We start from the raw sequence: 13,279 nt of genomic DNA, 5'->3' as shown, positions 1-13,279 counted from the left end.
GGCCCGGGACCGCTAGGAGGCGGCCCGGGCTTCGTCGTACGCGCGGCGCGCCCGCTCCACGTCGTCCATGCGCTGGTGCGTCCATGCCGCGAGGGCCCGGACCTGCTCGGCGGCCTCGCGGCCCAGGCCGGTGAGGGAGTAGTCGACGCGCGGTGGGATGACGGGCTTGGCGTCGCGGTGGACGAGGCCGTCGCGCTCCAGGGTCTGGAGGGTCTGGGTCAGCATCTTCTCGCTGACGCCCCGGCCTCCGAAGGTGCCGATCGCCCGGCGCAGCTCGCTGAACCGGTACGGGCGGTCCAGGAGCTCGGTCAGGACGAGCACGCCCCAGCGGCTGGTCACGTGCTCCAGGACCAGCCGGTACGGGCACAGGGCTTCGTTGTCACTTACGGCCATGCCAGTACCTTACTTCAAAGTGGGTACTTTCCAAGAGTTAGCGCATCCCCTAGGGTTAGTGCCAACGCACCCCACAAGGAGAGTCCTCACCATGAGCATCGTCGTCACCGGAGCCACCGGAAACCTCGGCCGTCACGTCGTGGAGCAGCTGCTGGAGAAGGTCCCCGCCGAGCAGATCACCGCGGTCGTGCGCAACGCGGAGAAGGCCGCCGACTTTGCCGACCGCGGCGTGAGGATCGCCCTCGCCGACTACAGCACCCCCGCCTCCTTCGACGGCCTCTTCTCCGCCGGCGACAAGGTGCTGCTGATCTCCGGCAACGAGTTCGACAAGGGCCGTGTACAGCAGCACAAGGTCGTCATCGACGCCGCCGAGGCGGCCGGTGTAGCCCTGCTCGCCTACACCAGCGCCCCCGGCACCCTGACCGCCGCGCTCGCCGACGACCACCGCGGCACCGAAGAGATCCTGCTGGACTCCGGAGTGCCCTACGCGCTGCTGCGCAACGGCTGGTACCACGAGAACTACACCGAGAACCTCGCCCCGGTGCTGGAGCACGACGCGGTCGTCGCCGCCGCCGGTGAGGGCAAGGTCTCCTCGGCCTCCCGCGCCGACTACGCCGCTGCCGCCGTCGCCGTGCTGACCGGCGAGGGGCACGAGAACAAGACGTACGAGCTGGGCGGCGACACGCCCTGGAGCTTCGCCGAGTACGCCGCCGAGCTGAGCCGCCAGACCGGCAAGGAGATCGCGTACAACGCCGTCTCCCCCGAAACCCTCGTCGGCATCCTGACCGGCGCGGGCCTGCCCGAGCCGTTCGCGCAGATCCTCGCAGGCGTGGACGCCTCCATCGAGAAGGGCGAGCTGGTCGTCTCCACCGGTGACCTGTCCCGCCTGGCCGGCCGCCCGACCACGCCGCTCACCGACGCCATCGCCGCCGCACTCAAGGGCTGACTCCCCGCCTGCACGCCCCCCCGGGCGCCCCCGGCCTGTCATGACCGTATGCCGATACGGACATGACAGGCGGGGGCGTCCGGCGTTACCGTCGTGCACGCGGACACACGCAAGGCGCGAAGGAGGGGCCCGTGACCGGCAAGCCGAGGGGTGAGCGGCACACAGGACTGCTGAACGGCTTCGCGGCCTACGGGATGTGGGGGCTCGTCCCCCTGTTCTGGCCCCTGCTGAAACCGGCCGGCGCGATGGAGATCCTGGCCCACCGGATGGTGTGGTCGCTGCTCTTCGTGGGCGCCGCCCTGCTCGTACTGCGCCGCTGGGCCTGGGCCGGTGAGCTGCTGCGGCAGCCTCGCAAGCTGGGGCTGATCACGGTCGCCGCGGCCGTCATCACCGTCAACTGGGGCCTGTACATCTGGGCCGTGAACTCCGGGCACGTGGTCGAGGCCTCCCTCGGGTACTTCATCAACCCGCTGGTCACCATCGCGATGGGCGTGCTGCTGCTGAAGGAGCGGCTGCGGCCGGTGCAGTGGGCGGCGGTCGGGACCGGCGGCGCCGCGGTCGTCGTACTGACCATCGGCTACGGACAGCCCCCGTGGATCTCGCTCTCCCTCGCTCTCTCCTTCGCCACCTACGGGCTGGTGAAGAAGAAGGTGGGCCTCGGCGGCATCGAGTCGCTGGCCGCCGAGACCGCGATCCAGTTCCTGCCCGCGCTGGGCTTCCTGGTGTGGCTCTCCGCACGGGGCGACTCCACCTTCGCCGGCGAGGGCGCGGGGCACGCGGCGCTGCTCGCCTCGGCCGGGATCGTCACCGCGCTGCCCCTGGTCTGCTTCGGCGCCGCCGCCATCCGCGTGCCGCTGTCCACCATCGGCCTGCTGCAGTACTCGACGCCGGTCCTCCAGTTCCTGCTCGGCATCCTCTACTTCCACGAGGAGATGCCGCCGGAGCGGTGGGCCGGATTCGCGCTGGTGTGGCTGGCGTTGACCTTGCTCACCTGGGACGCGTTGCGCACCGCCCGCCGAACCTCCCGCGCGCTCACCAACGAGATCAGCGTGCCCAGCACCACCAGGGCGACCGGCACGGTCAGTGCCGCGCGGAACGCCGACAGCGTGGCCTCGGGGCCGGACCCGGTGGACGCCAGGCCGTAGACCGCGGTCACCGCCGAGATGCCGATCGCGGAGCCGAACTGGGTGGCGGTGGTCAGCAGGCCGCCGGCCAGGCCCTGCTCCGACCCGGCCACCCCGTCCGTCGCCGCGATCGTCAGCGGCCCGTAGGCCAGGGCGAACGCGAGGCCGCTGAGGAGCAGGGTCGGGAACATCATGGCGTAGGACCAGTCCATGCCGACCGGCAGGAACAGCGCGTACGCGACCACGGCCAGGAGGAAGCCGCCCGTGATCACCCGGGCGTTGCCGAAGCGGGCGACCAGTCTGGGAGTGAGCGTCGGCGCGAGGACGGCGTCGATGCCCATGACGATCAGCGCCACCGCCGTCTGCAGGGACGACCAGCCGCGCAGTTCCTGCAGGTAGAGCGTGACGACGAACTGGAAGCCGAAGAAGGCGCCCAGGAAGAGCAGCGCCCCCAGGTCGGCGCGCACGACCGGGCCCTGGCGCAGCAGGCCGAGCCGGACGAGCGGGTCGGGGCAGCGGCGTTCGACCACCACGAAGACGCCGGCCAGCAGCACGGCCGCGAGGCCCGAGGCCAGGGTGAGCGGCCACTGGTCCAGCCCGTGTTCCAGGCGTACGACGGTGTAGGCGGCCAGCAGCATGGCGCCGGCGGCGGTGATCGCACCGGGCAGGTCGAAGGTACGGCGGCGGTTCGGCGGGGCGTCGCGCCCAGGGATCAGCCGTACGGCCGCGACGAGCAGGGCGGCGGCCAGCAGCACGGGGGCGAAGAACACCCAGCGCCAGCCGATCTCGGTGAGCAGACCGCCGATGACCAGGCCCAGGGAGAAGCCCGCCGCGCCCGTCCCGGCGAAGACCAGCAGGGCCTTGTTGCGCTGCGGGCCCTCCTCGTACGACGTGGTGATCAGGGAGAGCGCGGCCGGGGTCATGAAGGCGGCGGCGATGCCCGTGACGAACCGGGCGACGATCAGCATCCAGCCGTCCGTCGCGAAGCCGCCGAGCCCCGAGAAGGCGAGGAAGACGGTCAGCCAGAGCAGGAACATCCGCCGCCGCCCGAGCAGGTCGGCGGCCCGGCCGCCCAGCAGTGTGAAGCCCGCGTACCCGAGCACATAGGCGCTCATCACCCAGGCCGCGGTGCCGGTGGCCAGTCCGAGATCGGCGCGGACGGCCGGGATCGCCACCGCCATCATCGCGACGTCGATGCCTTCGAGGAAGATCGTTCCGCACAGAACGAGCAGCAGCGCCCAGGCACGGGTGCCCATGCGTCAACACTCCCCGGTGAGGGACGGTCAGGCAAGTGAGGGTCGGATCGCCGACAAGACGTCGCTGCTGGTCATCGCGCTGCTGGAGAACGGGCGGCCGCGCTGCACGGAGCTGCGCCGGGAGATCGACGGGGTCAGCCGGCGGATGCTGAGGGAGGCTACGTCTTCCCAGGAGCGTTGCGGACCCGGTGCGCCCGGGCCTTCTCGCGGTTTCCGCAGTGTTCCATCGCGCACCAGCGGCGGCGGCCCGGGCGGGAGGTGTCGACGAAGAGCAGGTGGCAGTTGTGGGCGCCGCACTCGCGGACGCGGTCGGCGTGGGGCCCGGTGAACAGGTCGATCGCGTCGCGGGCGACGGTCGCGAGCAGGTGGGTGCCGGTGGCACCCGGGGCCCAGGCGCGGGTGCCGTCGGGTTCGATGCGGGCGATCAGCGGGGGCCCGGCCGCGGCGGCGTTGACGACGCCCAAGAGGGGAGCCCGCAGGGGGCGGCCGTGGGCGCGGTCGGCGGCGAGCAGCAGCACGGCGTCGCGCAGGGTGCGTGCCCGCTCCAGTTCCCCGGCGGAGACGGTGAGGTCCAGTCCGTCCGGCAGCCGGCTGCGCCCGGCCCAGGTCACCAGGTCGGAGGGTTCGTGCAGCACTTCCCAGCGGGCGAAGGCCCCGGGGCCGCCCGTCGTGGTCAGCTCCAGGCACAGGGTGCCGGGGTCGAAGCGGTAGGGCTTGCCCTGGCCCGAGACCAGCGTCAGGCCGGGCGTTCGATCCGGCGTTTCCCCTGTGCGTCCACTCACCTAACCAGTATAACTGGTTACATGACGCAGACACCCGCATCTCCCGCTCCCGTGCACTGGAAACTCGTCATCGACGCGAACGACCCGCACGCGCAGGCCGACTTCTGGGCCGCCGCCCTCCGGTACGAGGTCGAGGACAACAGCGCCCTCATCGGCAAGCTGCTCGGCTTCGGCGCCCTGCCGGAGGAGGCCACGGTCGACTTCCACGGCCGCCGCGCCTTCCGGGACCTGGTCGCCGTACGGCATCCCGAGGACCCGTACGAGGAGGAGAGCGGGACCGGGCTGGGGCGCCGGCTGCTGTTCCAGCGGGTCCCGGAGACGAAGACGGCCAAGAACCGGCTGCACCTCGATCTGCACCCGGGCGTGGGCCGGCGCGACGAGGAGGTCGCACGGCTGGAGGGGCTCGGGGCGAGCGCACTGCGACGGGTGAAGGAGCAGGGCGGCGAGTGGGTCGTGATGGCGGACCCGGAGGGGAACGAGTTCTGCGTGCAGTGACATGGGCGGCGGAGGCCTGTACTCCGTAACGCCCTGGCCGGATCAGCATCTTGACGGAGAGTCAGTAGCAGCTTCACCATCCAGGCACCCCATTCACTGTGGGCGGCCCGTGGACACCCCACGGGCTTCCCGACGGAATCCGGAGCCCCCACATGAAGCTCTCCGTTTCCGCGCGCGCCGTCGCCGCGGGCGGCATGGCAACAGCCATGCTCCTGACCGGCGGTGCCGTGGCCGACGCCGCGTCATCCGCTCCCTCCAGACCGGCCGCCGCGCCCGACATACCCGTGGCGAACGTCAAGACCCACCTGTCCCAGCTGCAGTCCATAGCCACGGCCAACGGCGGCAACCGGGCGCACGGCCGGGCCGGCTACAAGGCCTCGCTCGACTACGTGAAGGCCAAGCTGGACGCGGCCGGGTACACCACCACGATCCAGCAGTTCACCGCCTCCGGCCGCACCGGCTACAACCTGATCGCCGACTGGCCGGGCGGCGACGCCAACCAGGTCGTGATGGCGGGCTCGCACCTCGACAGCGTCTCCTCGGGGGCCGGCATCAACGACAACGGCTCCGGCTCGGCCGCCGTCCTGGAGGCCGCCCTCGCCGTGTCCCGGGCGCAGTACAAGCCCGCCAAGCACCTGCGGTTCGCCTGGTGGGGCGCGGAGGAGCTCGGCCTGGTCGGCTCCCGCCACTACGTCAACCGGCTGGCCACCGGTGACCGTTCGAGGATCAGCGCCTATCTCAACTTCGACATGATCGGCTCCCCGAACCCCGGCTACTTCGTCTACGACGACGACCCGGCGATCGAGAAGACCTTCAAGGACTACTTCGGCGGCATCGGCGTGCCGACCGAGATCGAGACCGAGGGCGACGGCCGCTCCGACCACGCGCCCTTCAAGAGCGCGGGCGTGCCGGTGGGCGGTCTGTTCACCGGGGCCAGCCGGACGATGACGGCGGCGCAGGCGGCCAAGTGGGGCGGTACGGCGGGGCGGGCCTTCGACCGCTGCTACCACTCCTCCTGCGACACCACCGCCAACATCAACGACATCGCCCTGAACCGCAACAGCGACGCCCTCGCGTACGCGGTGTGGGAGCTGTCGGAGTAGGCGCCCAACCGGGTCACGCCTGCTGCTTGCGGGCGCGTTCGGTGAGGCGGCCCATGCGGGCGCGGGCCGACTCCAGTTGCTCGACCTCCTCGGCGGCCGGGCCGTCCTCGGCGGCGAGCTCCGTCCACAGGCCGATCAGGTCGCGTCCCAGCTCCAGTCCCAGCGCCGGGTCGCGCACCGCGCGCCAGGCGGTCGCCGCGCTCTCCACGTTGCCGTAGGCGGCCTCCGCGTCGCCGGCCCGGCGGCGGGCGCCGGCCAGGTCCAGTGACAGCCGGCAGGCGCGGAGCGGGTCACCCGCCAAGTAGGCGATGTACGCGGTGAGTTCGCCCAGCCGGAGCACCTCGGGGTGCTCCGGCCCCAGCGCCGCCGACGCCTCGACGACGGTCTGCTCCGCCAGCCCGGACGCGGTGTCGATCCTGCCTTCCTTCACCGCCTCGTTGATCCGCGCGACCGGCTCCGCGAGGAGCGCGGGCGCGGTGGGATCGCCCGGGGCGGTGAGGGGCTCGTCCCCGAGTACGGCCTCCGCGACGGCGTCGAAGCCGCGGGCGGGGGTGGGCTTGGGGTCGGGGTCGGCGGCGATCAGGGCGTCCTCGGGGACCGGCGCGGGTCGCCGAGCCGGTGGGGCTTCGGGGACGGGGAGCGGCCTCGCGTCCATGGGCGGGGGCGGGCCGAACTCGCCGGTGGGCGGCGCGACGGTGCCGGGCGGCATCGCCGTGTCCGGGGCCGGTGGCGCGTCTTCCGGCGCGGGCTCCGCCGACCCCGGTACGGCTCGCAGCTCGAACGTCGGGACGGGTTCATCGGCCGGCTGCGGCTCGGGCACGGCCCGCAACGGGAACGTCGGGGCCGCGCCGCGGCCGGACTCCGGCACGGGACGCAGCACGTGTGTGGCGCTGTCGCCGCGGGCCGGAGGGGCGTGCCGCGGCTCGGGCGGGGTCGTGGCCTCGCTCCCGCTGTGCTGTGGCACCGGCGGCGCAGCGGCACCAGTGCCTCGGGGATGCCGCTGCTCCGGCGGGGTCGCGGCCTCGCTCCGGGGGTGCTGCTGCTCCGGCGGGGTCGTGGCGACCGGCTCGGAGGTGAAGTGGCTGGAGCCGTCCGGGTCGACCTGGAGCGGGACGACATAGCCGATGCGCTCGTCGCGGATGGTGGCGAGGACGGGATGGCCGGTGGCCAGGGCGATGTGGTGGAGGCGGTTCAGGACGGCCCGCTGGATCTCCTCGCCGGGAGCCGCGAAGACCGGGACCCCTCCGACGGAGGCACCGTCGGACGCCCCACCGGGCCCCCCTCCGACGTCCGTGCCGGACCCGGGGACATGGACGTCGATCGGCGCCGCCGGGGTCGCCGCGCGTGCGGCCTGCTTCTGTTCCCGCTTCTTCTCGCGGCTGAGTCGCGACATCGTCCCCTCACTGGGCGTCGTACACCTACTGTCGAGTGTGTCCGCTCGCCCCCGTTTCTCACGTCACCACGGTGTCACAGGCTCGTCCCAAGGGCCGTCGGCCCCGGCTCGGTCGTTACCGAGGGCATGAAGACGAGCCATTCGAGGGAGGAGAGGGGCATGCACACAGGCATGCGACAGGGGCCGGAGATCTGGCTGCGCGGCCCGGTGACCACCCCGGAGCCGGGGCCGCCGGAGCCCGGGCACGCCCATGCCGGGGCACGGCGTTTCTCCTGGGTCGGCACGCACGGCGGCGCGGGCGTCTCCACGCTCGCCGCGGTCTACGGCGGCCATGACAGCGGCCGGTCCTGGCCCGGGCCCGGCGATCCCCCGTCGGTGCTGCTGGTCGCGCGGACGCATGCGACCGGGCTGGACACGGTCGCCGGGGCGGTGGAGATCTTCCGGCGCGGCCAGGCTCCGCCGGGGCTCGACCTGGACGCGATCGTCCTCGTGGCGGACGCCCCGGGCCGGCTGCCGCGTCCGCTGGCCCGGCGGGTCAAGTCGCTGGAGTCGGTCATCGACGTGTACCGCGTGCCGTGGATGCCGTCCTGGCGGCTCGGTGAACCGGGCCGTCCGCCGCGCGAGACGGAGCCGTTGGCCCGGCTGACGGGAGCGGCACGCTGACGGCCGTGCCCCTGTCGGCCGTGCCTCTGTCGGCCCGGGAGATCGCGGCGGGCGTGCGGGCCCGGGAGCTGCGCGCGACGGACGTCGTCGCGGCGGCCCTGGCCCGGATCGAGCAGGCCGATCCGCGGCTGTGCGCGTTCGTCGAGGTGTGGGGCGAGGAGGCGTTGCGGCGGGCGGGCGAGGTGGACGCGCGGCTCGACGGGCGGGGCGCGGACGTGCCCCTGCCGCTGGCGGGTGTACCGGTCGCCGTGAAGGGCCGGCACGGGCTGCGCGGGGCGGGGCCGTTGCTCGCGGCCGGCTGTGTGGCCGTGGGGGCGACCGCCGTGCCCGGGCCGGGAACGCCCTGGCAGACCTGGGGGCTCGGGGCCCGGGGCCGGACCGTCAATCCGTGGCGGGCCGACCGCACGCCGGGCGGTTCGTCGGCCGGGGCCGCTGCGGCCGTGGCGGCCGGGCTGGTGCCGCTGGCTACGGGCGGCGACGGGGCCGGTTCGGTGCGGATCCCGGCGGCGTGGTGCGGGGTGGTCGGCCTGAAGACGACGAGCGGGCGGCTGCCGTCGGGCGACCGTACGGGACTCGCCGTTCCCGGGGTGCTCGCCCGCTCGGCGGGGGACGCCGGGCTGTGGTGGGCGGTGGTGTCCGGGGAGCGGGGGCCGGCCGAGACGACCCTCCCCGTCCCGGCGGTCTGGTCCCCCGACCTGGGTTTCGCCGGGCCCGACCCAGAGCCCGTCGCGCTGGCCCGGGCGGCGGTGGAGCGGCTCGCGGCGGCGGGGGTCGTACGGCTCGTCCGGCCGCGCAGGCCGTTGCGGCTGACGGACCCCGGGCCGGCCTGGCTCGCCCTGCGCACTCCCGGTGCCGACCTGGCCGGGGCCGAGCGCGTCCGGGCGGCGAACGACCGGCGGCTCTCCGGACTGTTCGCCGACGCCCCGCTGCTGCTGACCCCCACGGCACCCACCGCCCCGCACGGCCACGAGGGGCCCGGGGCCCGCTACTCCACCTCTCTCACCTGGGCGTTCAACCTCAGCGGACACCCTGCGCTGAGCCTGTCGGCGGGCTTCGGCGGCGACGGCTGCCCGGCCGGTCTCCAGCTGGTGGCGCCGCCGGGCCGGGAGGCGCTGCTGCTTGCCGTGGCGCGGGAGGCGGAGGAACGCGCGGCGGGCTGACGGCCCCGGCGGAAGCCGCTGATGCGCACCCGCGAGGAAACCCCTGGCCTGTTTACTTGCGTACGCATATGATGCACACGCGTGTAATTGACGTCCGCCGAGTTTCTGGAGGGGTATCCATGACCCGTCGTTTCCTTTTCGTCCTGGGCAGCGCTCGCGCCGGGGGCAACTCCGAGCTGCTGGCCCGCCGGGCCGCCGAGCAACTGCCCCGGGACGTCGAGCAGGAATGGATCGACCTCACCGAACACCCCGTGCCGGACTTCGAGGACCTGCGGCACGACAGCGACCACGTCCGCCCGACCGAGGGCAACGTGGCCCGGCTGCTCGACGCCACGCTCGCGGCGACGGACATCGTGATCGTCTCGCCCCTGTACTGGTACTCGGTCTCCGCGCACACCAAGCGCTACCTCGACTACTGGTCGGGCTGGCTGCGCACGCCGGGCCTCGACTTCAAGGCGACCCTGGCCGGCCGCACCCTGTGGGGCGTCACCGCCCTCGCGCACACGGAGGAGGTGGTGGCGGACCCGCTCGTCGGGACGCTCCACAACTCGGCCGCGTACATGGGGATGCGCTTCGGCGGGGTGCTGCTGGGCAACGGCAGCAAGCCCGGTGACGTGCTGACCGACGACGCGGCACTGACCCGCGCCAAGACCTTCTTCGAGCAGGAGGCACCGCTCGCCCGGTTCCTGTACGAGGACCGGGCGCGCTAGGCCGTGATGTCCTTCGCCGTGAAGCGCGCCCAGGCCGCCGACCCGAACACCGCCGCGTACAGGGCCTGGAGGCCGAGGTTCTTCGCCAGGTCGTCCCAGTACACCGGCTCGCGCAGGAGATCGGCGAAGGAGAGCCAGTAGTGGGAGAAGAAGTAGGGGTGGAGGGCGTGCAGTTGCGGGATCTGGTCGAGGATCTGGACCGTGATCAGCAGGCCGACGGTGGTGGCCATCGCCGCGATGCCACTGCCCGTCAGGGTCGAGACGAACAGGCCGAGCGCGGCGACGCCGATCAGTGACGCGGCGACGGCCAGAGCGATCAGCAGGGCTCTGCCCACGCCCTCGGCGAAGCCGATCCGCGTACCGGAGATGGTCGTCAGATCCCCCAGCGGGAAGAGCAGCGCGCCGACCGTCAGCGCCGAGACGGCGACCACGAGCGTGGCGGCCAGGCAGAAGAGGAGGACCGCCGCGTACTTGGTGAGCAGCAGGCGGCTGCGGCCGGCCGGGGCGACCAGGAGATAGCGGAGCGTGCCGGAGCCGGCCTCCCCGGCGATCGCGTCGCCCGCGACGACACCGACCGCCATCGGCAGGAAGAACGGGAGCGTGGCGGCCAGGGCGGTGAAGACGAGGAACAGGCCGTTGTTGGTGATCTGCGAGATGAAGGCCGGTCCTCCGCCGGCCCCGCCGCCGGGCGACGAGCCGTCACCTGTCTCGATCTTGACGGCGATGCCGACCAGGATCGGTACGCCCGCCAGCACGGCCAGCAGCGCGAGCGTGCGCCAGCGCCGGAAGGTGGTGACGAGCTCGTTGCGCAGCAGCCCGAAGGTCCACAGCGGGCTCACCGGCCTCACGGATTCCACGACTTCAGCCCGCGACATCGAAGCCCTCCCCCGTCAGCGCCACGAACGCGTCCTCCAGCGAGGCCCGTTCGACCGTGAAGCCGCGCACCCGGACCCCGGCCGTCACCAGCGCGGCGTTCATCTCGGCCAGGTCGCGGTCCGGTGGTTCGCCGGTCACCCGGTCGTCGGACACGACCACGTCGCCGACGCCCTGCTCCTTCAGCACCCGGGCCGCCTCGGCCGGGTCAGGTGTGGTCACCACCAGCCGGCCGCGCGCCCCGGCGGACAGCTCGGCGACCGGGCCCTGCGTGATCAGCCGGCCCTGCGCCATCACGGCCGCATGCGTGCAGACCTGCTCGATCTCGTCGAGGAGGTGGGAGGAGAGGAAGACGGTCGTGCCGTCCGAGGCCAGTTCCCTGACGAGGGTGCGGATCTCGCGCATGCCCTGCGGGTCGAGGCCGTTGGTGGGCTCGTCCAGCACGAGCAGCCGGCGCGGCTGGAGCAGGGCGGCCGCGAGGCCGAGGCGCTGTTTCATGCCCAGGGAGTACGCCTTGGCCTTCTTGCCCGCGGCGGCCGTCAGGCCCACCCGGTCCAGGGCCGAGGCGACCCGGGCCCGCCGGGTGCGCGGGTCGGCGGCCGGATCGGCGCTGTCGTAGCGGGTCAGGTTGTCGCGGCCCGAGAGGAAGCCGTAGAGGGCCGGGCCCTCGATGAGGGCTCCGACGTGCGGCAGCACGGCGCGGGTGGCCCGGGGCATGGGCTGCCCGAGCACCCGGGCCGTGCCGGAGGTGGGCTCGATGAGGCCCATCAGCATGCGGATGGTGGTGGTCTTGCCGGAGCCGTTGGGGCCGAGGAAGCCGAAGACGCTGCCCGTCGGCACGGTCAGGTCGAGACCGTCGACGGCGAGCTGTCCGCCGCGGTAGCGCTTGGTGAGCGCGCGGGTGGCGATGACCGGTTCCCCGGCTTCGGCCCGCGTGTCCCGCTGCTCCGGTTCCGTGGCGGACACATCGCCCATCGGCTTCCTCGTTCTGTCGACGCCCCGTACGCGTGCGGGACTTACTTCCCGGCGTCGGCCGCCTTCACGAGCGCGTCCTTGGTGACCAGGCCCGCGTAGACCTTGCCGTCGTCCGTGATGAGGGCGTTGACCAGGCGGGTCGAGAAGACCGTGCCCGAGCCGAACTTGCCGTGGACCTTGTCGCCGAGCGAGTCCATGAAGCCGCCGAGGTCACCGCCGGTCCCGCCGGAGGGTACGCCCTCGCCGCCGGTGTCGAAGGTGGCTATGGCGTTCCAGCCCTCGCCGATGGTCTTCATTCCGTCGAGGCCGGCGAGGCCCTTGCCGGAGTCCTCGCCGCCCTTCGGAGCGTGGCCCGGCGCCTCACCCAAGTCGAAGGCCTTGCCGGGTGCCTTGCGCGGAGTCTCGCCCGAGGCCTTGTGGGCGTCCTTCTCCTCGGTGACCTTCGCACCCTTGGGCGGGGTGAAGTCGAAGGTCGAGGCGGCCGGCCTGGCGAAGCTGACCTTCGTGAAGCCCGCGTCGACGACGGCCGCGCCGCCGCTCGCCGGGGTCAGCGTGAACTTCAGCGGCATGCCGGTCTTCGCGTCCACGGCCACCGTGATCGCACCGACCGTCGAGCCGGACTGCTTCGGCTTGACGACCAGCTTGTAGGCGTCCCGGCCGGCGACCTGGGCGGTGCCGTCCACGGTCACGGACGTCGTGTCGTCGACCGCCTTCAGGGCCTCCTCGGCGAAGTCCTTCGGCATGGTCGGCGGCTGCTGGTCCTTCCCGCGCTCCGGGCTCTCGGAGGAGGTGCCGTGGTAGACCTCGTTGGACTTGCTGTCGTAGCCCCAGACGTCCTTGCCGTTGTGGATGAGGCTGTACTCGGCGGCGTTCTCCAGCAGGGACAGCTTCTGCCGGTCCGGGCCGTCGGCGGCGACGCGCAGGGTGTGCGTGCCGGAGGCCAGTTCGGTGAGCTTGGCCGTCGGGTCGGCGGAGGAGCCGCCCTCGCCCTGGCCCGCGGCGCCGGACAGCAGGCCGGATTCCAGGCCGCCGAGGTTCGGCAGGCCGAGGTCGGTGCTGATCTTCACCGTGCCGGAGAGCTGCTCGACGTCGGACTTGGCCATCTTCTCGATGAGCTGCTGTGCGGTGATCTTCGGGAGGTCGGGGTCGCCGGAGTCGGCGAGTGCGGGGACCAGCCCGATCGTCGCGGCCGCCACCCCGATCACCGTGACCGGGACGATGTACCGTGCGGCTGTGCGCCGCCCGGAGCGCTGCTCGTCGACCTCTCCGGCGGTCGTGCTGTCGTCGGATGCGTACGGTGCCATGTGTGCCCTACCTCCATGGTCGGCGGCGGCTGTCCGTGCCGTGCACGCACTCGTCCCTGAGCCGCCATTCTCACCCGAACAGGTGAGGAGTGGTGTTTTCCG

13 protein-coding genes and 1 pseudogene are annotated in these 13,279 nt (G+C 72.9%); 7 read left to right on the top strand and 7 right to left on the bottom strand.

What is annotated here, in order from left to right; translation table 11 throughout:
* Positions 1 to 12: 12 nt before the first annotated feature.
* Positions 13 to 393: a winged helix-turn-helix transcriptional regulator gene (locus tag IO24_RS0130405; RefSeq protein ID WP_031141200.1), complete on the bottom strand. Its 381-nt coding sequence runs from the start codon at positions 391 to 393 to the stop codon at positions 13 to 15.
* A 91-nt stretch (positions 394 to 484) separates the two neighbouring features.
* On the opposite strand from IO24_RS0130405, the gene IO24_RS0130400 reads away from it, so the two are divergent.
* Both IO24_RS0130400 and rarD read left to right on the top strand, forming a co-directional pair.
* Positions 485 to 1,339 carry an SDR family oxidoreductase gene (locus tag IO24_RS0130400; RefSeq protein WP_031141198.1) on the top strand — a complete coding sequence of 285 codons (855 nt, stop codon included), beginning with the start codon at positions 485 to 487 and terminating at the stop codon, positions 1,337 to 1,339.
* A gap of 131 nt (positions 1,340 to 1,470) precedes the next feature.
* Positions 1,471 to 2,484, top strand: coding sequence for an EamA family transporter RarD (gene rarD, locus IO24_RS43545; protein ID WP_338055594.1), 1,014 nt, complete (start codon positions 1,471 to 1,473; stop codon positions 2,482 to 2,484).
* A gap of 32 nt (positions 2,485 to 2,516) precedes the next feature.
* Here the strand turns inward: rarD and IO24_RS0130385 are convergent.
* Together IO24_RS0130385 and IO24_RS0130380 are read right to left on the bottom strand one after the other, a co-directional pair.
* Positions 2,517 to 3,719 (bottom strand): annotated as a pseudogene (locus tag IO24_RS0130385) (MFS transporter); the annotation flags it as partial.
* A 158-nt stretch (positions 3,720 to 3,877) separates the two neighbouring features.
* A complete protein-coding gene (locus IO24_RS0130380) occupies positions 3,878 to 4,453 on the bottom strand; it encodes a CGNR zinc finger domain-containing protein (protein WP_031141191.1) in 576 nt (191 codons plus the stop codon).
* A gap of 69 nt (positions 4,454 to 4,522) precedes the next feature.
* Between IO24_RS0130380 and IO24_RS0130375 the strand changes: the two genes are divergently transcribed.
* Entirely contained in the window at positions 4,523 to 4,996 is a 474-nt protein-coding gene (locus tag IO24_RS0130375) for a VOC family protein (protein ID WP_031141189.1), read from the top strand.
* 152 nt (positions 4,997 to 5,148) lie between these two features.
* A complete protein-coding gene (locus tag IO24_RS0130370; RefSeq protein ID WP_031141187.1) occupies positions 5,149 to 6,099 on the top strand; it encodes a M28 family metallopeptidase in 951 nt (316 codons plus the stop codon).
* A 13-nt stretch (positions 6,100 to 6,112) separates the two neighbouring features.
* Here the strand turns inward: IO24_RS0130370 and IO24_RS0130365 are convergent, their stop codons facing one another.
* Complete coding sequence (locus tag IO24_RS0130365; protein ID WP_031141185.1) at positions 6,113 to 7,492, bottom strand: hypothetical protein; 1,380 nt, start codon at positions 7,490 to 7,492, stop codon at positions 6,113 to 6,115.
* Between the two features lie 159 nt (positions 7,493 to 7,651).
* On the opposite strand from IO24_RS0130365, the gene IO24_RS0130360 reads away from it, so the two are divergent.
* From IO24_RS0130360 to IO24_RS0130350, 3 genes are all read left to right on the top strand, one after another.
* On the top strand, positions 7,652 to 8,155 hold the full coding sequence (locus IO24_RS0130360) for a DUF6668 family protein (protein ID WP_031141183.1): 504 nt from the start codon (positions 7,652 to 7,654) through the stop codon (positions 8,153 to 8,155).
* 5 nt (positions 8,156 to 8,160) lie between these two features.
* Positions 8,161 to 9,315 (top strand): amidase, encoded by a 1,155-nt coding sequence (locus IO24_RS0130355; RefSeq protein ID WP_420823231.1) that lies wholly within the window; start codon positions 8,161 to 8,163, stop codon positions 9,313 to 9,315.
* A gap of 119 nt (positions 9,316 to 9,434) precedes the next feature.
* Entirely contained in the window at positions 9,435 to 10,025 is a 591-nt protein-coding gene (locus tag IO24_RS0130350; protein WP_031141179.1) for a flavodoxin family protein, read from the top strand.
* Here IO24_RS0130350 and IO24_RS0130345 read toward each other — a convergent pair.
* The 3 genes from IO24_RS0130345 to IO24_RS0130335 are packed head-to-tail and all read right to left on the bottom strand — an operon-like array spanning position 10,022 to position 13,177.
* Positions 10,022 to 10,900: an ABC transporter permease gene (locus tag IO24_RS0130345; RefSeq protein WP_031141178.1), complete on the bottom strand. Its 879-nt coding sequence runs from the start codon at positions 10,898 to 10,900 to the stop codon at positions 10,022 to 10,024. The two genes, IO24_RS0130350 and IO24_RS0130345, sit on opposite strands and share 4 nt — an antisense overlap.
* Entirely contained in the window at positions 10,887 to 11,873 is a 987-nt protein-coding gene (locus tag IO24_RS0130340; protein WP_031141175.1) for an ABC transporter ATP-binding protein, read from the bottom strand. The genes IO24_RS0130345 and IO24_RS0130340 overlap by 14 nt, the downstream gene beginning before the upstream one ends.
* Before the next feature lie 41 nt (positions 11,874 to 11,914).
* Positions 11,915 to 13,177 (bottom strand): LolA family protein, encoded by a 1,263-nt coding sequence (locus IO24_RS0130335; RefSeq protein WP_031141174.1) that lies wholly within the window; start codon positions 13,175 to 13,177, stop codon positions 11,915 to 11,917.
* Positions 13,178 to 13,279 lie beyond the last annotated feature (102 nt).

It is taken from the genome of Streptomyces flavovariabilis (assembly GCF_000725785.1).
In the GTDB taxonomy this organism is placed as follows: Bacteria; Actinomycetota; Actinomycetes; order Streptomycetales; family Streptomycetaceae; genus Streptomyces; species Streptomyces hawaiiensis.
Note: the sequence above shows the minus strand (reverse complement) of the source record. Positions and strands in the feature narration are given on the sequence as shown.

What these genes read in the sequence shown, in the direction of transcription:
- IO24_RS0130405 (WP_031141200.1), bottom strand. Translation starts at nt 393, where the DNA reads ATGGCCGTAAGTGACAACGAAGCCCTGTGCCCGTACCGGCTGGTCCTG.
- IO24_RS0130400 (WP_031141198.1), top strand. Translation starts at nt 485, where the DNA reads ATGAGCATCGTCGTCACCGGAGCCACCGGAAACCTCGGCCGTCACGTC.
- IO24_RS0130375 (WP_031141189.1), top strand. Translation starts at nt 4,523, where the DNA reads ATGACGCAGACACCCGCATCTCCCGCTCCCGTGCACTGGAAACTCGTC.
- IO24_RS0130370 (WP_031141187.1), top strand. Translation starts at nt 5,149, where the DNA reads ATGAAGCTCTCCGTTTCCGCGCGCGCCGTCGCCGCGGGCGGCATGGCA.
- IO24_RS0130365 (WP_031141185.1), bottom strand. Translation starts at nt 7,492, where the DNA reads ATGTCGCGACTCAGCCGCGAGAAGAAGCGGGAACAGAAGCAGGCCGCA.
- IO24_RS0130360 (WP_031141183.1), top strand. Translation starts at nt 7,652, where the DNA reads ATGCACACAGGCATGCGACAGGGGCCGGAGATCTGGCTGCGCGGCCCG.
- IO24_RS0130350 (WP_031141179.1), top strand. Translation starts at nt 9,435, where the DNA reads ATGACCCGTCGTTTCCTTTTCGTCCTGGGCAGCGCTCGCGCCGGGGGC.
- IO24_RS0130345 (WP_031141178.1), bottom strand. Translation starts at nt 10,900, where the DNA reads ATGTCGCGGGCTGAAGTCGTGGAATCCGTGAGGCCGGTGAGCCCGCTG.
- IO24_RS0130340 (WP_031141175.1), bottom strand. Translation starts at nt 11,873, where the DNA reads ATGGGCGATGTGTCCGCCACGGAACCGGAGCAGCGGGACACGCGGGCC.
- IO24_RS0130335 (WP_031141174.1), bottom strand. Translation starts at nt 13,177, where the DNA reads ATGGCACCGTACGCATCCGACGACAGCACGACCGCCGGAGAGGTCGAC.